Origin of the sequence: Alistipes communis (assembly GCF_006542665.1) — a bacterium.
Lineage (GTDB): Bacteria > Bacteroidota > Bacteroidia > Bacteroidales > Rikenellaceae > Alistipes > Alistipes communis.
The window spans coordinates 1,351,496-1,369,997 of sequence record NZ_AP019735.1; the positions used below are offsets into that span (position 1 = coordinate 1,351,496).

Genomic DNA, 18,502 nt, shown 5'->3' on the forward strand with positions numbered 1-18,502 from the left:
AGGGGGCTTTCTATCGGAGAAGGGGATGCCGGACGTACGCCGCCGGATCAGTGTGCGTCGAGCCAGTTCTCGCCCACACCGCATTCGGCGATCAGTTTCACTTTGAGATGCGCCGCCTGCTCCATCGCCTCGGTGACGATTTCGCGCACGCGGTCCAACTCGTTGCGCAGCGTGTCGATCACCACTTCGTCGTGCACCTGCAAAATCATCTGCGAGCGGATTCCTTCGCGGCGGAACGCTTCGGCGATATGCACCATCGCGATCTTCATGATGTCGGCCGCACTGCCCTGAATAGGGGCGTTGACGGCATTGCGTTCGGCCAGCCCGCGCGCCACGGCATTGCGCGACGCGATGTCGTTCAGGTAACGCCGCCGCCCGAAGATCGTCGTCACGTAACCCACCTCGCGCGCCCGCTCGACCACATGCTCCATATACTCCTTCACCTTGGGGTAGGAGGCGAAATAGCCCTCTATGATCTCTTTGGCCTCCTTGCGCGGAATGTCGAGCCGTTGGCTCAACCCGAAGGCCGAGATGCCGTAGATGATGCCGAAATTGGCCGTCTTGGCCTTGCGCCGCTCGTCGCCCGTCACCGTATCGATCGGTTTGCCGAAGAGCCGCGCGGCCGTCGCGGCATGGATGTCCTCGCCGTGCTCGAATGCCGCGATCAGCGCCTCGTCGCCGCTCAGATGCGCCATCAGGCGCAACTCGACCTGACTGTAATCGGCCGACAGCAGCACATGGTCGTCGTCCGACGGGATGAAGGCGCGGCGAATGGGCTTGCCCAGTTCGTCGCGGATCGGAATGTTCTGCAAGTTGGGATTGGTCGACGACAACCGTCCGGTAGCCGTCACGGCCTGGTTGAACGAGGTATGAATCTTCCCCGTGCGGCGGTTGACCAGCTGCGGCAGTGCCTCGACATAGGTCGACAGGAGCTTCTTCACGCCGCGGTATTCGAGGATCAGATCGATGATCCGGTGTTTGTGCGCGAATGTTTGCAGATACTCTTCGTCTGTGCTGAACTGCTTCGTGCGCGTCATCTTGGGCTTCTCGGCGATGCGCATTTTGGCGAAAAGCACCTCGCCCAACTGCCGCGTGGAGTTGATGTTGAGCGACGCCTCGCCCGCTTCGCTGCGGATGTCGGCTTCGAGCTGCGCCATGCGGCGGTTCAGTTCCACGGCGTAATGCGCCAGCGCGTCGCAGTCGATGCGCACGCCGGCCATCTCGACGTCGGCCAGCACCTCGATCATCGGCTCCTCGATGTCGAAATAGAGATCGTGCAGCCCCGCCTCCTCGATCTGGGGAAGCAGCGCCCGTTTGAGCCGCAGCGTCACGTCGGCGTCCTCGGCCGCATACTCGGCCACGCGCTCCACGCCCACCAGATCCATCGTCAGCTGACGCGGCCCGCGCCCGATGAGCGTTTCGATCTCGATCGGCTTGTAGTTGAGGTACTTGGCCGCCAGTGCATTCATGTTATGGCGCGACTCGGGATCGAGCAGGTAATGGAGGATCATCGTATCGTACTTCGGGCCCCTCACCGCCAGACCGATACGCCGCAGCACCATCAGATCGAACTTGATGTTCTGGCCGATCTTGGCGATCGTTTCGTCCTCGAACAACGGACGCAGCAGCCCGGCATACTCCGGCGTCGAACGCTCGTCGCAGGGCACATACCAGGCCTCGTGCGGCACGACGGCGAACGACATGCCCACGATGCGGTCGTTGAAGAGGTCGAAACCGGTCGTCTCCGTATCGAAACAGAACTCCGGATAACGGCGTATCTCGGCGATCATCGCGCGCAGTTCGTCGGCCGTGCGGACGATCCGGTAGTCGTGGGGCGTCGTCTGCGCACTCTCCATCTCGGGTTCGGCAGGCAGCGCATCCGTTTCGTCGACCTCCTCATCGTCCTCCACGGGCGCTGCCGCCGCAGGCGCCGGATCGGCCGGCGCGAAGAGATCGCCCTGCCCGACCAGCGCCGCCTTCTTGGCGGCGGCCGATTTGGCCCGTGCCATCTCGGCCAGCTGACGCTGCGGGTCCTGCCGCGGCCCGTCGCTCTCTTCGAGCGGCGCCACGTTTTGCAGATCGCGCAGGAACATCGTGAAATCCAGTTCGGCGAAAAGCGCACGCAGTTCGTCCAGATTGGGCGGACATATCGTCAACTCCTCGGGGCGGAATTCGATCGGCACGTCCAGCCGGATCGTCGTGAGCCTCTTGGCAAGCAGCAATTTGTCGCCCCACGCGGCGATGCTCTCGCCCTGCCTGCCCTTGATCCGCTCCACGTTGGAGAGAATGTTCTCGACCGTTCCCCACGTCTGCACCAGCTTGCAGGCACCCTTCTCGCCGATGCCCGGCACGCCGGGAATATTGTCCGAGGCATCGCCCCACAACGCCAGCACGTCGCGCACGAGCGTCGGATCGTCGAATCCGTAATGTGCGCGGATGGCGTCGCAGTCGACGATCTCGATGCCGTCGCCCTTCTGCTTGTAGAGCTTGCAGCAGGGGCGCACGAGCTGCCCGTAATCCTTGTCGGGCGTCACCATGAAGACCTCGTACCCTTCGGCGGCAGCCTTCTGCGACAGGGTACCGATCACGTCGTCGGCCTCGAACCCCTCGACTTCGAGCACCGGCACGCACATCGCATCCAGAATCCGCTTGATATAGGGGATCGACAGAGCGATGTCCTCCGGCGTGGCGGGACGGTTGGCCTTGTATTCGGGGTAGAGTTCGCGGCGGAAACTTCCGCCCTTTGGATCGAACGCCACACCCAGCAGGTCGGGATTTTCGCGTTTGAGGATGTCGCGCAGGAACTTCACGAAACCGAAAACGACCGACGTATTCATCCCCGTACGGTTGCGCATCGGCCGCGTCAGAAACGCATAATAGTATTTATAGATCAGTGCGTAGGCATCGACCAGAAACAGTTTTTTCATCACTATCCGATTTGTAGCGCCGCAGTCCGGTCGGGCACAGGTTGCGCGGCCGGCTGCCGGCACCGTTAGTTGTTGTCGTCGGCGACCCACTCGGCGTAGGAGGTGGCCGTCTCGTGGAGTCGGAGCGCATAAAGTTCCACTCCTTCGGGCAGCCGCGGCGCGATGCGGGCGGCGAAGTCGGCGAGCATGTTCTCGCACGTCGGCTGGTAATCGACGCACACGATCCGTTCGAACCGCGTGCCGAGCGCTTCCGCAAACGCCTCGCCGGCAGGCGTGCGGTGCATGACGAAGGCGTGGTCGAGCCGCTGCACCACCTCTTCGCCGACGATCCGTTTGAGCTGCCCGAAATCCATGACCATGCCCAGCTTGGGATTCCGTCCGTCGCAGACCGGAACGCCTCGCACGGTCACGAACAACCGGTACGAATGGCCGTGTATTTCGCGGCACGCACCGTCGTAACCTTCGAGCAGGTGCGCCGCCTCGAACGAGAACTCCTTGGTAAGTCTTATCTTCGTCATACGTTTATCCTTTTTCACGAAGCGGGCCGGAATGACGCTTCATTTCGGCCCGTCGGATCGCTTTCACACCGAACGGACGCCGAAACGTCCGCTCCGAACTTCCGTCCGTCTCGCTGCGGTCAATCGTGGAGGCAATCGACGTAAATCTGACGCTGGAACGCTTCGTTCAGCGAGATGTAGGTCTGTGTGGTCGAAATGCCCGGAATGGCCAGAATCCGGTCGCAGAGCGTCGTCATCAGGTGCTCGTTGTCGACGCAGTACAATTTCACGAAAAGGTTGTACGTCCCCGTGATGAAATGGCACTCCACGATTTCGGGAATCTGTTTGAGCCGGTCGACCGTCTGCATGAGGATCGACACGTCCTGCAAGCGGATGCCGATGTAGGCGCAGACGTCGAAACCGAGCATCTTGGGATCGACCACCAGCCGGCTGCCGAGGATCACCCCCGACTCGTCGAGCTTCTTGATGCGCTGGTGGATGGCCGCTCCCGAAATGCCGCATTTGCGGGCGATTTCCAGAAAGGGCATACGCGCATTGGTAATCAGATATTTGAGAATTTTCCGATCGATCGCGTCGATAACAACCTGTGACATAATTCCTCCTTATTCTTATTGTAACACATTCAGTTCCCTGCCCACCTTGACGAAGGCGGCGATGCAGCGGTCGAGCTGTTCGACGGTATGTCCCGCCGAGACCTGCACGCGGATGCGCGCCTGCCCCTTCGGCACGACAGGGTAGTAGAACCCCGTGACGAATACGCCCTCCTCCTGCAAACGCGCAGCGAAATCCTGCGACAGCTTGGCGTCGTAGAGCATCACGGCGCAGATGGCCGACTGCGTGGGTTTGATGTCGAATCCGGCGGCCATCATCCCCGCACGGAAATGCTCCACGTTGGCCACCAGCCGGTCGTGCAGTTCGTTGCTCTGGCCGAGGATCTTGAACAGTTCGATACCGGCGCCCACCACGGCAGGGGGCAGCGAGTTGGAGAAGAGGTAGGGCCGCGACCGCTGCCGCAGCATGTCGATGATCTCGCGGCGGCCCGTCGTAAATCCGCCCACGGCGCCGCCGAAGGCCTTGCCCAGCGTACCGGTCAGGATGTCTACCTCGCCGCGCAGATCGTAAAGTTCCGTGATGCCGCGCCCCGTAGCGCCCAGCACGCCGGCCGAATGGCATTCGTCGACCATCACCAGCGCGTCGTACTGCCGCGCCAGGCGGCAGATCTCGTCCAGCGGAGCGGCGTTGCCGTCCATCGAGAAGACCCCGTCGGTGCAGATCACGCGGAAGCGCTGCGCCTGCGCACGTTTGAGGCAATCCTCCAACGCCTCCATGTCGGCATTGGCGTAGCGGTAGCGCACCGCCTTCGAGAGCCGCACGCCGTCGATGATCGAGGCGTGGTTCAGCGCATCCGAGATGATGGCGTCCTGCTCCGTGAAGAGCGGCTCGAAAACGCCGCCGTTGGCGTCGAAGCAGGCAGCGTAGAGAATCGTGTCCTCCGTGCCGAAATAATCGGCGATCGCACGTTCCAGCTCCTTGTGAATATCCTGGCAGCCGCAGATGAACCGCACCGACGACATGCCGAAACCCCGCTCGTCCATGGCCCGTTTGGCCGCTTCGATCAGGCGTTCGTCGTCCGAAAGACCCAGATAGTTGTTGGCGCAGAAATTCAGCACGGAGCGGCCCGCGACTTCGATCTCGGCACGCTGCGGAGAGGCGATCACCCGTTCGGTCTTATACAGTCCCGCCGCCTTGATATCAGCGAGTTCCCGTTGGAGATATTCCTTGATTTTCCCGTACATCGACTAAAAGTTTTAAGATTTCATTGGAGATATCTTATGATCTGAAAGCAAAGGTAAAAATTTAAAATGAAAAACGCCGGTTTTCGATCCTGTTTTTGTCCGGAATCATAAAAAACAAATGTTTTAGCCGCGGTTTATCTTTTGCTTTGGCTTGATCCAAAAGCACAGAATAAATCGATTCTTACTTCGGGAAGTATCCCGTACTTTCGATTCGGCGTTTCCTGCAAGGAGCAAGTTTACCACCTTTTGGCACCAAAAGGTGGCGCCAAAAGTGTCCGCAGGGCACCTCCGTCGGGATCGGACAAAGGCTGTCACTGAGCGATCACGAAAGACTCCGCTTGTCGCACGATCGCTCCGGGCGTTCCAGCCTTTGTCCGATCCGTTGCCTCCTCCGGTGCAATGCGGAGGCTGTTGTGCGCTCCACGCAACGATGGTTTATTCCGATGTAATTCTTCTATACTCGATTTAGCAGGCCTCCGGCCTGCCGGATCGCACTGCGAAAATAGCGGATGAAGCGACGGTAATCGGAAAGCAGGGAACAGCGACGTTTTATAAAAGATGATTCATCCCCTGCAAATCTACGGTTCAAGCAGGATCGATCTTTCCGTTTCCCGTGAAAAAACGGCGGAAGGAGACTTCCTTCCGCCGTTCGAAATAGGTTTTCCGAGATCACTCCGCAACGGGCTTGCCGTCGCGCACGAGCGTCATCTCGCGCACCAGATATCCCGCATCGGCGAACTTGTCGATGATGAACAGCACGTAGCGGATATCGACCGAAATAGTGCGTTGCAACGCCGGCTCGAAAGCCACGTTGCCCGACATCGCCTCCCAGTTGCCGTCGAAGGCCAGCCCCAGCAGCTCGCCGCGGCCGTTCATGATCGGCGAACCGGAGTTGCCGCCCGTAATGTCGAGATTCGCCAGAAAAGCGACCGGCAGTTCGCCCCGCCCGTTGGCATAGGCGCCGAAATCCTGCGCGGCATAGAGCTCTTTGAGCTTGTCGGGCACGGAGAACTCCGTCGGATTCTTCGGGTCCTCCTTCTCCATGACGCCGCGCAGCGTCGTATAGTAGTGGTAGGTCACGCCGTCGGCCGGATCGTAGGGCAGCACCTGCCCGTAGGTAAGGCGAATCGTGAAGTTGGCGTCCGCCGCCCACGCGCGGTCGGGGTACTGCCTCATCAACCCTTCGATATAGAGACGATGTCCGTCGGCGTAGTTGCGGTTCGCCTCCTTCTGCGCCTGCTGCAATTCGAGCATCTTGCCCGTTACCGACAGCGCCAGCAGCGCCGCAGGGTCTTCGTCGAGCCGTTCGCGCGAAAAGCGGTCCACGAACTCCAACGCCCGCGTTTCGTCGGCGAACACCGAATTGTCGTAGAGGTAATCGACCGCGGTGTCCAGATCGTCGAACTGCCCTTCGGCCGCAACGAATACGTCGGGCAACTCCTTGACATGCTCCATCACCAGTTCGAACATGCGGCGCGCCACACGACGGTCGGTAGCGGGATTGTAGTCCTTGTAGAAGCCGCGCAACCGCTCTTTGAGCGCCTCCGGATCTTCGAGCTTCTTGCCCTTCTTGCCGACCGCAGCGATCACGTAGGAGGCCGGCGTCATGATTTCGACCGAGCGCTGCAACGCCTCGTTGAGGTACTGCTGTGCAGCATAGGCTTCGTTGCTCGCAGCTATCGCGTCGCGGATCATCCCCAACGCCTCGTCGTAACGCTCCCCGTCTACGCTGTTCGCCTCGGCCCATTGCTGGAAGGCGCGTTCCTGCTCCTGCTTCTTGCGCTTCACGTCGAGCCGTTCGATGCCGCGCGACATCCCCATGGCATTCTTCCAATAGTTCGACGACTGGGCGTATTTCGAGGCGTACTGGATGCGCACCTTGTCGCTCGCGAGCATGTCTTCGGCCAGGATCTTCTGCCGCTCGCCGCGGATGAAGATGCGCTGCGGATTGGTGATCGTGAGCATCCGGTCGATCTCATACGAGGTCATGTACCGCTGCGTCGAGCCGGGGAAGCCCATGATCATGGCGAAATCTCCCTCCTCGTACCCGTCGAGCGAAATGCGCAGGTATTCGTCGGCGCGATAGGGGACATTCTTCGTCGAATACTCCGCCGGACGGTTGTCCTTGCCGGCGTAGATGCGGAACATCGAGAAATCGCCCGTATGGCGCGGCCACATCCAGTTGTCGGTGTCGCCGCCGAACTTGCCGATCGAATTGGGGGGCGTACCCACCAGACGGATATCCTTGTAGACCTCCATCGCAAAGGCGAAATACTGGTTGCCGCCGAAGAAGGGTTTGACCGAGATCTCCATGCCGGGGTACTCCTTGCCGAAGCGTTTGCGCACCTCGGCGACCTGTTTCTTCACCAGTTCGGCGCGCTCCTCGCCCATGGCCGTCGACGGCACGGCACCCAGCACGTCGGCCGTCACGTCGGCGATACGGCGGACGAAACGCACTTCGAGTCCGGGGGCGGGAAGCTCCTCGGCACGCGAACGCGCCCAGAATCCGTTTTTCAGAAAGTCGTGCTCGACCGACGACAGCGACTGGATGGCGCCGTAGCCGCAGTGATGGTTCGTCAGCAGCAACCCCTCGGGCGAGACCACCTCGCCCGTACATCCCGCACCGAAGATGACGATCGCATCTTTGAGCGACGAACGGTCGGCGGCATAAATCTCCTCGGCCGAGAGTTCGCACCCCTTGGCCCGCATGTCGGCGATATTCATCTTTTGCAAATAGGGCAGCAGCCACATTCCCTCGTCGGCGGCCGCCGTCGCGGCGAAGAATGCCGCGAACAAAAACATCGAAAATTTTTTCATAGGTATTGATCTGTCATTTATTTTTCCCTGTCCGATCCGCAGACGGCGAAGACAACCGCAAACGGGCCGCCGCACCGCGCCGTCAGCCGATCTCGATCATGCGGCGGATCGACCGCTCGGCGGCGCGCCGCACCTGCTCGTCGATCACCACCTCGGGCGACTCGTTTTCCAGACAGGCGGCGATGCGTTCGAGCGTCACCATCTTCATGTAGACGCAGTTGTTGCAGCCGCACGTATCGTCGTCGGGCGGCGCCGGAATAAAGCGTTTGCGGGGATAGCGGCGCTGCATCTCCGCGAGGATGCCCGCTTCGGTCACGACGATGAACTCCTGGGCGTCGCTGCGGCCGCAATAGTCGAGGATCGCTGCCGTCGAACCGACGAAATCGGCTACCGCCGTGATATAGGCGCGGCATTCGGGATGCGCGACGACCTCGGCCGCAGGGTGCTCCTCGCGCAATGCGAGCAGTTTTTCGAGCGAAAACTCCTCGTGCACGTGGCAGGCACCGTCCCACAGCACCATGTTGGTGCGTCCCGTGAGTTTCTGCACGTAGGCGCCCAGATTGCGGTCGGGTGCGAAGAGGATCGGCTGTTCGGCCGGAATCGACTCGACGACCTTCAAGGCGTTGGACGACGTGCAGCAGACGTCGGTCTGCGCCTTGATCTCCACCGACGTATTGACGTACGAAACCACCGTATGGCCGGGGTAGCGGGCGCGGAAGCGGCGGAACGCCTCGGCCTCGCAGCCGTCGGCCAGCGAGCAGCTCGCTTCGGGCACGGGGATAAGCACCTTCTTGTCGGGACAGAGCACCTTGGCCGTCTCGGCCATGAAATGTACGCCCGCGAAGAGAATCGTGCGGGCCTCCACTTTCTGCGCCTCGATCGACAGTGCGAGCGAGTCGCCCAGAAAATCGGCGACGGCCTGCACTTCGGGCAGCGTATAATAGTGGGCGAGGATCACGGCTCCCTTGCGGCGTTTGAGCTCTTCGATGCGGGAGAGGAGGTTATCGACCATCTTTTGTTTTTATTTTTTAATTCAATTTTAATTTAATAAAGAAAAAGAAGATTAATAATGCCTGTTGACAATGTCGATAAGTTTTCCGCGGAAAAAGTTATGCCGGTTCCGCAGTGGCATTTGTCGATTACTGTTTTTCCTTCTTTTCATTCAAATTATTGAACCGTAGATCGTTGAACTGAAAATTCAAAAGTAATCGACAATTGTCCGTAACTCTTTTCAACAAGTCGACAGCTATTTTTTCTCAACATTCCTTCATCTTCCGGCGGGTCGGGCGGCGCAACAAGTTTTCAAAACTTTTTCTTGTTTTTTCCGAAGTTTCGTACACACGGTGTTCTGTGCGATTCTGCAACTTTTCGACCCTCTTTTTTATTACGAGTTATTGCGGGATTGTACACAACTTCTCAACAGGTTTTCGCCATGTTTTCAACAACTTTTTCGGCGATCGAACGATAGAGGGATTCGACGGCCGGATCGGTTCCCGCGGCCGGACGCCCCTCTTCCGATCCGTCCATAACGGATTGAACGATCGGAATATCGCCCAGGAAAGGCACGTCGTTCTGCTCGGCGAAGGCGCGCGCACCCCCGTGGCCGAAGATGTAATAACGGTTTTCGGGGAGTTCCTTCGGGGTGAACCAGGCCATGTTCTCGATGATGCCCACGACGGGAATTTCGATCTTGTCGGCGCGGAACATCTCCACGCCGCGCCGCACGTCGGCCACGGCTACCTGCTGGGGTGTCGAGACGATCACCGCACCCGTGACCTTCAACTCCGAAATGACGGCCAGATGCACGCCGCCCGTGCCGGGAGGAAGATCGACGAGCAGGAAGTCCAGCCCGCCCCATTTGGTCTGGTGGATCATCTGGCGCAGGGCGTTGGTCGCCATGGCGTCGCGCCAGATCAGTGCGTCGGAGGGTTTGATGAAGAAGCCGATCGACATGAGTTTGATCCCCATCGCATCGGCCGGCAGGATGCAATCCTCGCCGTCGATGCGTTCGGCATCGGGCAGGTAGCCCTCCACGCCGAACATCTTGGGCTGCGACGGTCCGTAAATGTCGGCGTCGAGGATGCCCACGCGGTAACCCATGTTGCGCAGCGTGAGCGCCAGATTGGCCGTGACGGTCGATTTGCCCACGCCGCCCTTGCCCGATGCGACGGCCAGCACCTTGCCGATACCGCCCGTGAAGGTATGCTGCGATGCCGCCGGCGCCGCTTTCGGCGCGGCTTCTCGGACGATGACGGCGACGTGTTCCCGGTCGAGGGAGAGCTCTCGGGCGATGGCCTCCTCGACCTGGCGTTTGATCTTCACGGCGAAGGGGTCGCGCGCCTTTTCGAACCGGAGCGTGACGGTCACGCGGCCTTCGCCGGCGTCGATATGCTCCACCATGCCGCTCTCGACGATGTTCCGCCCGCTTTCGGGGTGGACGATGCGTGAGAGCAGCGCTTTGATTTTTTGCTCCATAACGTATCCGGAATATGACTTTTCCCGACAAAGATACGGATAAGCGAGGGCAATGTCAAATTTATTTGAACATTGCCGAGCGGGAGTATCTAAGATGAAGCCAAAGATACGAAAAGACGAGTGCAATGCAAATTTATTCGAACTTTGCCGGGCGGGAGTTTTTTCGGCGAAGCCGGAGGAGACGATATTTTTCGGGATACGGGTATGTGCGGCCGTTTGAAAAATTTCGTAAATTTGACGGAGGTGAAATCGAAAACCGAAGACGCGATGAATATCGAGGAGTTCAGGGAGTATTGCCTGTCGCTGCCGGGTGTGACCGAGAAGATGCCGTTTACTGCATTGAACGACGCTTACAGCCGCGACGTGCTCTGTTTTTATGTCGGGAGCAAGTGGTTCTGTTACGTCAATATCGTGCTCTTCGACCGCTGCTGCGTCAAGTCGACGCCCGAGGAGGCCGCGGAACTGCGTGCGCGGTACGAGGGCGTGCGTCCGGCATGGCACATGAATAAGCGGATGTGGAGCGATGTCTATTTCGGCAGCGACGTATCCGACGCATTCGTCTGTCGGCTGGTGGAGAACTCCTACCGACTGGTACGCGATTCTCTTCCGGCGAAGGAACGCGAAACGTTGTAGTGCGAAGCGCCGCAAAACGGATTGTTTCGGCCGGGATACGAAATATTCCGGTGGCTTTTGCGTATATTTGCCTGCGGGACATCCCGATGCGGAACGTCCGAGGCGTTTTCGACCGGTGGAAGCGGTGCTTGCCGGCGGCGGGAAAACGACTGTTGAAAACAAAACATAAAATTCGATAATTATTTGTAAAACAGTTTGAATATGAATTTTTCGAAGACCTTTCTGGCCGGCCTGCTGGCCTTCATCGTGGGCAATATCCTCATTGCCGTGTTGTGGAGCCTCTTCGTCATGGGGATCGTCGGTGCGCTGTCGGCGACGACTGGTATCGACGACAATTCGATTCTGCGGATCGACCTTTCGGAGAACATCGTCGAGGCGCCTCCCGCCGATCCTTTCGCCGGCGTCGATTTCCGTACGATGACTGCCACGCCCCACGTGACCCTGTTCGAGGCGCTGCGCGCGATCGATGCCGCCAAGAGCGATCCCCGCATCAAGGGAATCTATATCCGGCCCAACGGGCAGGGTACGGTCTCGATGGCCGTGTTGGAGGAGTTGCGTGCGGCGATCCTCGACTTCAAGCAGGAGAGCGGCAAGTTCGTGCTGGCCTACAACGAAGCCTACGGGCAGGGAGGCTATTACCTCGCCACGGCGGCCGACGGCGTCTATCTTCAACCCGAAGGATTGCTCGACTGGCACGGAATGGCCGTCAACACGCTATTTTTCAAGGGGCTGCTTGACAAACTCGATCTCAAAGTCGAGGTATTCCGTCCTACGGCCTGCAAGTACAAGAGTGCCGTGGAACCCTACATCCTCACGAAGCTGTCCGATGCCAATCGGGAACAGTTGGGGCAGCTGGTGCACTCGATGTGGAGCGTCATTGCGGGCGACGTGGCCGAATCGCGCGGCCTGACGATCGAGATGCTCGACGAATACGCCGACGAGCTGTCGGCGATCCAGCCCGAAGATGCGTTGGCGAAGGGAATGGTCGACGGATTGAAATACGAGGACGAGATGAACGATCTCTTCGCCGAGGCGGGTGTCGAGGCGGACGGTGACGGTCAGTATCGTTTCGTATCGCTCGGCCGGTATGCTGCACAGGTAGGGCCCGACATGCGGCACATGGGAGCGGATCGCGTGGCGGTGCTCTATGCCGACGGCCAGATCGTCGACGGCGAGGGCTACGACGCCGTTTACGGCAATACGCTGGCGGAGAAGATCCGGCAGCTGCGGCTGGACGATGGGGTGAAGGCGGTCGTCGTGCGGGTGAATTCGCCCGGCGGCAGCGCTCTGGCCTCGGACGTGATCTGGCGCGAAATGGAACTGCTCAAAGCCGAAAAACCGGTGATCGTTTCGATGGGCGCCTATGCAGCCAGCGGCGGATACTACATCTCCGCTCCGGCGGATGCCATCGTAGCCGACCGGCTCACGCTGACGGGTTCGATCGGCGTATTCGGCATGTTGCTCGATGCGGGCGACGCCATGGAGCGGAAATTGGGCGTCACCGTCGATGCGGTCAAGAGTAACCGCTCGGCCGATTTGAGCATCTTCCGCGGACTGACTCCGACCGAGCGCGCCATGATGCTCAAAAGCGTGGATCGGGTCTACGAGACCTTTACGAACCTGGTCGCCGAAGGACGCAATCTGCCCGTCGAGAAAGTGCTCGATATTGCAGGCGGGCGCGTATGGAGCGGCGTCGATGCGCTCGAAATCGGGTTGATCGACTCTTACGGCGGCTTGAAGAGCGCCATTGCCGTTGCGGTCGACAAGGCCGGCCTGGGCGAGGAGTACTTCATCGAGGAAGTGCGCGAAGCGCCGCAGGGGCTGGCCGCCATTCTGGCCGCCCTCAACGCGCAGGTCGAGGCACACGTCGAACACACGGAGCTTTTCGATCTCTACGACGAGTACCGCCACGTCCGCAACGCGCTTTCGCAGCAGGGTGTCCTGACCTATTGTCCCTACGTCTTCTCGTTCGAGTAGCGCGTTCGTATTCCGAAACGGGATTCACCCCTGCCGCAGCATGTCGCGGCAGGGGTGAATTCGTAAGGGAAAGGGCTCAAAGAGGCGACGATCCGGCGTCGCGGACGAGATTGGTAAATTCGACGGTACCGGCATAGCTGCCTGCGATCGTATGCGGCCGGGCCTCGTTGTCGTCGACGAAGCGGTAGACGATCGAATATCTCTTTCCGTTGCGTTCGACGACGATTTCTCCCTCCGTACAGGGAGCCATTTCGGTCAGCCGTACCTGGTTCGCTTCATTGGTCAACATTCGGTACCAGCTTCCTTCGAAGAGCGGATCGCCGCCGGAAGGCCGGATCAGGGTGCCGGCTATGACCGCTCCTTCGCCGAGTTCCGGTAAATCGGGCGACGTATTCCCTTCTCCGGCGATCGCATACCGACCCTCGATCGCACCCGTCCGTTGCGTATCGGCGCCGACGCACAGCGTCAGCATCAAGTTATCGATTTCATGCTGCGCAAGGTCGCCGTAAAGATTCAGTTGCAGCAGCCGCAGCGTATTCGGCAGTCGGTCGTCGGCATAGAAGGTCGCGCTCGCGACGGCGAGCGAAGGGCGTACGTCGCGTTCGAGGGTGGAGAGCGGTGAAGACGATTCGGAGTGTGCCGCCTGTGTCACGGAGACTTCGAAAGGTTCGGCGTCTTCTCCTGTGAACAGAATCGTCGCCGAACGCGGCGAAGCCGTTCGGTTGGGCATGGCTGTCGCCCGGAGCGTCGCGTCGTTGTCGCTCGTGATCGTTATCCACGCGGCTTCGCAGGTCGCCGTCCACGCGGCGGCATCGGTCGTGACGACCAAGTCGAACGACTCTCCGTCGGCTTTGAATGTCAGCGAGGAGGGTTCGACACTCAGCGAAGGGGTGTGGGACTCCCCGAAAGCCTTCTGTTCGACCGGTATCGTGACGGTGCCGGCGTCGTTGCCGCTCACGCGGATCGAAGCGGTGCGCCGTGCATCCGTTTCATTGGATGTCGCGGAGATACGGATGGAAAAGTTACCGGCACCTCCTCCGAGCGAGCCGTGCGGACTGCCGTCGGAAGATTCCACTTTTATCGTCAGCCATTCGCTCGGCGATTCGATTTTCCATTCGGCGGTTGTCGTCGCGAGGTTCAGAACGAGAGTTCCTCCCTCCGCATCGAAGACCAGCGTATCGGGCGTGACGCTCAATGGCGGCGCAGAAGCGTCGGGCGGTTGTGGATCGTAACGGAGCGTAGTGCTGTCGCCGCATCCGCCCGCGACGGCGCAGACGATGCAGAGAAGGCGCTTTGCAAGTCTTGCTTGAACGGTTTTCGTGTTCATTTCAGGTCGTTTTCGAACAAAAATAATGAGAATTTGTTTGAAAACGATATAAAATAATATAAAAAGACGTTAAAATAACTGTTTTGGTTTATGGGATCGGATGCCGGATGTATGCGACGGCGTTCCGGATTTCCGCAGAAATAAAGCGAGCGCTCCGTCTGCAAATAGTTGCAGACGGAGCGCTCGCTTGCGGACAGAGGTCGGGGAATTCATCCGGAAACCGGTGTGCTATCGCGAGTTGCCGTGGTGCCGCATCATGCGGTCACCGGAGCCTTTCGTCCGTGTGCCGGCCATGTGTTGCCGGAGGTTGTGCTCGTCCGAATCGAAGAGCAGCTCCGTCTGATCGGCGAGCCGCACCGAAATTCCGTTGCGTTCGAGCCCGATGTCGGTGACGGTCTGGCCCGGGTATTTGTTCTTCACATAGTCGGCGACCTGTTGAGGAATCAGCTTCATCGGGATGCCGTCGGCACTCTCGATGTCGGTCCATGCACCGTTTTGCGAAAACATGATTTCATCGCCGTTGTCGAGCCGCACCTTGTAGGCGAAGAGGTGCGCCGAAGGGTCGAAGCGGATGCGTTCGACACGGTCTTTTGCGTAGAAGTCGCGGATGAAGGCCTGTGCGGCTTCGGGCAGCGCATCGAATTTTACCGTGCGGTTTTCGACCATCCGCCCTTTCATGGGCGTCCGGTCGGGGCGTTTGTCGTCGTCGGGAGCGTTTGCCGCCGCCGTTGCGGCCGTCGTGAAGACGAAGAGTGCGGCGGCCGTCAGAATCCAGTTTTTCATAGTCGTATGATTTTAAGACGTTGACCGCTGTCGTCCAAATACCGCACCAAAAACGGCGGGACGGGGCATCGCACCCCGTCCCGTCGTCGTACAGCCGCCGCGGACTATTTCACGAACCGGCCGAAGAAATGCCATATCTCTTCGGAGGTGTCCATATCCTTCTCGGCCCAACTGTGGCCGCCGTCTACGACCTCGTAGAGCCAGACTTCGTTGCCGCCGGTGCCCCCGACGAAGCGGTGCGCCACCACGGGATGCCGCCGCAGGGCCAGCGTATCGGTCTGTTCGCGCACGCAGCGGTTGGCGGCGACCCAGTAGCCGACGGCGATCTCGACGGGCAGGTAGGCGCCCCAGCCGCCCTTGTTTTCCAGATCGCCCTCCCACGCGGAGGTGCGATCTTCGGTACCGTGGATCTCGAAGAGCGGGATCGGCGCCGGCGTGTCGCAGTCGCGGTACATCCATTCCAGCGTCAGTCCCGAAACCGGTGCGACGGCAGCGAAGACGTCGGGACGGGAGTAGGCGAGCAGGTAACACATCTCGCCGCCGTTCGACATGCCGGTACAGAACGTGTTTTTCCGGCTCAGGCCGTACTTGTCCTGCAACAGACCGGCCAGTTCGCAGAGGAACGACACGTCGTCGACGGTCATGTCGGCCTGGAACGGGTACCCGACGTTCCAGCAGGTTTTGCCGCGGCCGTCCTTCATGCCCTGCGGGTAGCAGACGGCGAAGCCGTGGCGGTCGGCCGCTTCGTTCATGCCGTAGCGGTCGAGGTTGAAATTGCCTCCGTAGCCGTGCAGCACGAAGACGAGCGGCGCGTCGTCGGGCACTCCTTCGGGCAGATAGAGGCGGTAGGTGCGTTCTAGTCCGTCGACCGTGCAGGTCTCGACGGTCATCCCGGCGGGTCTCGGCGAGGAGGTTCCGAAGGCCGAAAGGGAATACGACAGCATCAGCAGAATGCCGATCGGAAGAATACGTTTCATTTCGGATGGATTTAGGTCGTGTAAATATAGGGATTCTTTTCCGGAAAGCGAATGCGGGAGCCTAGCTTTGTCGCCGTCCCGTGCCGTAAGAAAGCCCCGAAAGTCTCCGCGGAGGGACTTTCGGGGTGGTTGCGTACCGGATTTTCGGAGAGGTTACCAGATGATCACGCGCTCCTCGACGGGCATGTACATCGCGCCGTCGGTGATCGAGAAGGCATCGTAAAAGTCTTGCAGGTTGCGCAGCGTGGCGTCGACGCGCCACTTGCCCAGCGAGTGTACGTCGAGCTTGGTGAGACGTGCGATCTCTTCGTCGCGGATGTTCTGCGCCCAGAGTTGTGCGTAGGCCAGATAGAAGCGTTGTTCGGGGGTGAAGCCGTCGATCGGTGCGGGCTTCTCCTTGCCTTCGAGCGAATTGTGGTAGGCCGTGTAGGCGACGCGCAGACCGCCCTGGTCGGCGATGTTCTCGCCCAGGCAGAGCGCGCCGTTGGCGAAGAGGGCCGGTTGATCCCCCTTGGCGGGCAGTACCTCGATCGCATCGAACTGCTTGACCAGAATGTCGGTCTTGGCCTTGAACGCGGCAGCGTCCTCTTCGGTCCACCAGTTGTTCATGTTGCCGTCCTTGTCGAAGTTGCGGCCCTGGTCGTCGAATCCGTGGGTCATCTCGTGGCCGATCACCACGCCGATGGCGCCGTAGTTGACCGCGTCATCGGCATCGGGGTTGTAGAACGGCGGCTGGAGAATGGCCGCAGGGAAGCAGATCTCGTTGGTCGTGGGATTGTAGTAGGCGTTGACCGTCTGCGGCGACATGAGCCATTCGTCCTTGTCGACCGGCTTGCCGAACTTGCGCAGATTGTCGAGCGTGCCCCACAGGCTCGCGGCCTTGATGTTCTGCCAGTAGCTCTCGGAGGGATCGATCGTGAGCGTCGAATAGTCCTTCCACTTGTCGGGATAGCCGATCTTGACGTGGAACGACGCCAGCTTCTCCTGCGCCTTGGCCTTCGTGGCGTCCGACATCCAGTCGAGAGCGGCGATGTGCTCGCCGAGCGCCGTTTGCAGGTTCCCGACCAGTTCGAGCATCCGCTCCTTGTCCTTGGCAGGGAAGTATTTGGCGACGTACATCTCGCCTACGGCCTCGCCCAACACCGAGTTGGGGATCGACATGGCGCGTTTCCAGCGGGGACGCTGCTCCTCCTTGCCGGCCATCTGACGGCCGAAGAAGTCGAACGAAGCGGCATAGAAGTCGTCGCTCAGGTAGGATGCCGCGCTGGTGAGGTATTGAGCGGCCAGGTAGTAGCGCAGCGTCTCGATCGGGGTCTGTTTGACCAGTTTGTTCATCCCCTCGAAGAAACTCGGCTGTCCGACGATGGCACGGTCGATCCCTGCGACCTGTACCTTGCCCAGTTCATCGAAAAGCACCTCCCAGTCGATGGCGTCGTATCTCTTTTTGAGGTCGGCGACGCTCATCGGATTGTAGCTGCGGGCGATGTCGCGCAACTCGACGTTCGACCACGAGGCGCGGGCCAGTTCGGTTTCGAAGGCCACGACGTCGGCTGCGGCCCGCTTCGCCTCGGCCTCCTCCGTGCCCGAAAGGACGAAGAGTTTGGCGAGCAGCTCCTCGTAGCCTTTTTTCAGGGCGGCGTTCGACTCTTCGAGGTAGTAGTCGCGGTTACCCATGCCCAGACCGCTCTGTTCGAGGTAGAAGGCGTTGGTGTTGCTGTCCATCAGGTCGGCCATCACGCCGAAGGCGAAGAGCGGATTGCCCACGTCGAGCATCATCTCCGTGAGCGCCTTGGTCAGCGTGGGTCCCTTTTCGACCTGCATGATCGCGGCCAGGTCGGCCTTGACCGGTTCGGCGCCCTCCTTGTTCAGACGTACCGAATCGAGCCCCATTTTGTAGAGGTCGGAGATCTTCTGGTCGACCGAACCCGGCGCGGCCTCGATCTTGGTCATCTCCTGAAAGAGGTCGTTGATGCGCACCTCGTTGTTCTCGCGCAGTACGTCGAACGAGCCGAAGCGCGAGAATTCGGGTTTCAGCGGGTTCTTGGCCTGCCATCCGCCGGTGGCGTACTGGTAGAAACCTTCGTTCGGGGCTACCGACAGGTCGAAATTCGACGGGTCGATGGCCGGCGTTTTGGCTGTTTTGTCGTTGCAACTCATCATACAGGCGAGCGTTGCAAAAAGAATGACTTTTTTCATCTGGGTTCTTTGTTTTAAACATGAAAGAGCCGCCTTCGGCAGAAGGACAGCTCTTTCGGACATCAGCGTTCGGGAC

Annotated in this window: 13 protein-coding genes; 2 read left to right on the plus strand and 11 right to left on the minus strand. The window is 59.9% G+C overall.

Going from position 1 to position 18,502, the window contains the following annotated elements; all coding sequences use genetic code 11:
• Positions 1-47: 47 nt before the first annotated feature.
• The 7 genes from polA to FMF02_RS05630 all read right to left on the minus strand — a co-directional run bounded on the left by polA (position 48) and on the right by FMF02_RS05630 (position 10,533).
• A complete protein-coding gene (gene polA, locus FMF02_RS05600; RefSeq protein WP_141412440.1) occupies positions 48-2,927 on the minus strand; it encodes a DNA polymerase I in 2,880 nt (959 codons plus the stop codon).
• Between the two features lie 65 nt (positions 2,928-2,992).
• Complete coding sequence (locus FMF02_RS05605) at positions 2,993-3,445, minus strand: 6-pyruvoyl trahydropterin synthase family protein (protein WP_141412441.1); 453 nt, start codon at positions 3,443-3,445, stop codon at positions 2,993-2,995.
• Between the two features lie 119 nt (positions 3,446-3,564).
• Positions 3,565-4,038 (minus strand): Lrp/AsnC family transcriptional regulator, encoded by a 474-nt coding sequence (locus tag FMF02_RS05610; RefSeq protein ID WP_019130761.1) that lies wholly within the window; start codon positions 4,036-4,038, stop codon positions 3,565-3,567.
• Positions 4,039-4,053: 15 nt separating this feature from the next.
• On the minus strand, positions 4,054-5,241 hold the full coding sequence (gene kbl, locus FMF02_RS05615) for a glycine C-acetyltransferase (RefSeq protein ID WP_019130760.1): 1,188 nt from the start codon (positions 5,239-5,241) through the stop codon (positions 4,054-4,056).
• Between the two features lie 669 nt (positions 5,242-5,910).
• Positions 5,911-8,058: a S46 family peptidase gene (locus FMF02_RS05620; RefSeq protein ID WP_141412442.1), complete on the minus strand. Its 2,148-nt coding sequence runs from the start codon at positions 8,056-8,058 to the stop codon at positions 5,911-5,913.
• A gap of 82 nt (positions 8,059-8,140) precedes the next feature.
• Positions 8,141-9,070, minus strand: coding sequence for a quinolinate synthase NadA (gene nadA, locus FMF02_RS05625; protein ID WP_141412443.1), 930 nt, complete (start codon positions 9,068-9,070; stop codon positions 8,141-8,143).
• Between the two features lie 404 nt (positions 9,071-9,474).
• A complete protein-coding gene (locus FMF02_RS05630; protein WP_141412444.1) occupies positions 9,475-10,533 on the minus strand; it encodes an Mrp/NBP35 family ATP-binding protein in 1,059 nt (352 codons plus the stop codon).
• Between the two features lie 267 nt (positions 10,534-10,800).
• Here FMF02_RS05630 and FMF02_RS05635 point away from each other — a divergent pair, with 267 nt between their 5' ends.
• Both FMF02_RS05635 and sppA read left to right on the plus strand, forming a co-directional pair.
• Positions 10,801-11,166 carry an MmcQ/YjbR family DNA-binding protein gene (locus FMF02_RS05635; protein WP_141413578.1) on the plus strand — a complete coding sequence of 122 codons (366 nt, stop codon included), beginning with the start codon at positions 10,801-10,803 and terminating at the stop codon, positions 11,164-11,166.
• 201 nt (positions 11,167-11,367) lie between these two features.
• Entirely contained in the window at positions 11,368-13,143 is a 1,776-nt protein-coding gene (sppA, locus tag FMF02_RS05640; RefSeq protein WP_141412445.1) for a signal peptide peptidase SppA, read from the plus strand.
• 76 nt (positions 13,144-13,219) lie between these two features.
• Here the strand turns inward: sppA and FMF02_RS05645 are convergent, their stop codons facing one another.
• The 4 genes from FMF02_RS05645 to FMF02_RS05660 all read right to left on the minus strand — a co-directional run bounded on the left by FMF02_RS05645 (position 13,220) and on the right by FMF02_RS05660 (position 18,426).
• Positions 13,220-14,470, minus strand: a complete 1,251-nt coding sequence (locus FMF02_RS05645) for a BACON domain-containing protein (RefSeq protein WP_141412446.1) — start codon at positions 14,468-14,470, stop codon at positions 13,220-13,222.
• Positions 14,471-14,698: 228 nt separating this feature from the next.
• Positions 14,699-15,253, minus strand: a complete 555-nt coding sequence (locus tag FMF02_RS05650) for a PepSY-like domain-containing protein (RefSeq protein WP_141412447.1) — start codon at positions 15,251-15,253, stop codon at positions 14,699-14,701.
• 104 nt (positions 15,254-15,357) lie between these two features.
• Positions 15,358-16,230, minus strand: a complete 873-nt coding sequence (locus FMF02_RS05655) for a CE1 family esterase (RefSeq protein WP_141412448.1) — start codon at positions 16,228-16,230, stop codon at positions 15,358-15,360.
• A 153-nt stretch (positions 16,231-16,383) separates the two neighbouring features.
• Complete coding sequence (locus tag FMF02_RS05660) at positions 16,384-18,426, minus strand: M13 family metallopeptidase (RefSeq protein ID WP_179952787.1); 2,043 nt, start codon at positions 18,424-18,426, stop codon at positions 16,384-16,386.
• Positions 18,427-18,502 lie beyond the last annotated feature (76 nt).

Coding starts and splice junctions, on each gene's coding strand:
- polA (WP_141412440.1), bottom strand. CDS start 2,927: ATGAAAAAACTGTTTCTGGTCGATGCCTACGCACTGATCTATAAATAC.
- FMF02_RS05605 (WP_141412441.1), bottom strand. CDS start 3,445: ATGACGAAGATAAGACTTACCAAGGAGTTCTCGTTCGAGGCGGCGCAC.
- FMF02_RS05610 (WP_019130761.1), bottom strand. CDS start 4,038: ATGTCACAGGTTGTTATCGACGCGATCGATCGGAAAATTCTCAAATAT.
- kbl (WP_019130760.1), bottom strand. CDS start 5,241: ATGTACGGGAAAATCAAGGAATATCTCCAACGGGAACTCGCTGATATC.
- FMF02_RS05620 (WP_141412442.1), bottom strand. CDS start 8,058: ATGAAAAAATTTTCGATGTTTTTGTTCGCGGCATTCTTCGCCGCGACG.
- nadA (WP_141412443.1), bottom strand. CDS start 9,070: ATGGTCGATAACCTCCTCTCCCGCATCGAAGAGCTCAAACGCCGCAAG.
- FMF02_RS05630 (WP_141412444.1), bottom strand. CDS start 10,533: ATGGAGCAAAAAATCAAAGCGCTGCTCTCACGCATCGTCCACCCCGAA.
- FMF02_RS05635 (WP_141413578.1), top strand. CDS start 10,801: ATGAATATCGAGGAGTTCAGGGAGTATTGCCTGTCGCTGCCGGGTGTG.
- sppA (WP_141412445.1), top strand. CDS start 11,368: ATGAATTTTTCGAAGACCTTTCTGGCCGGCCTGCTGGCCTTCATCGTG.
- FMF02_RS05645 (WP_141412446.1), bottom strand. CDS start 14,470: ATGAACACGAAAACCGTTCAAGCAAGACTTGCAAAGCGCCTTCTCTGC.
- FMF02_RS05650 (WP_141412447.1), bottom strand. CDS start 15,253: ATGAAAAACTGGATTCTGACGGCCGCCGCACTCTTCGTCTTCACGACG.
- FMF02_RS05655 (WP_141412448.1), bottom strand. CDS start 16,230: ATGAAACGTATTCTTCCGATCGGCATTCTGCTGATGCTGTCGTATTCC.
- FMF02_RS05660 (WP_179952787.1), bottom strand. CDS start 18,426: ATGAAAAAAGTCATTCTTTTTGCAACGCTCGCCTGTATGATGAGTTGC.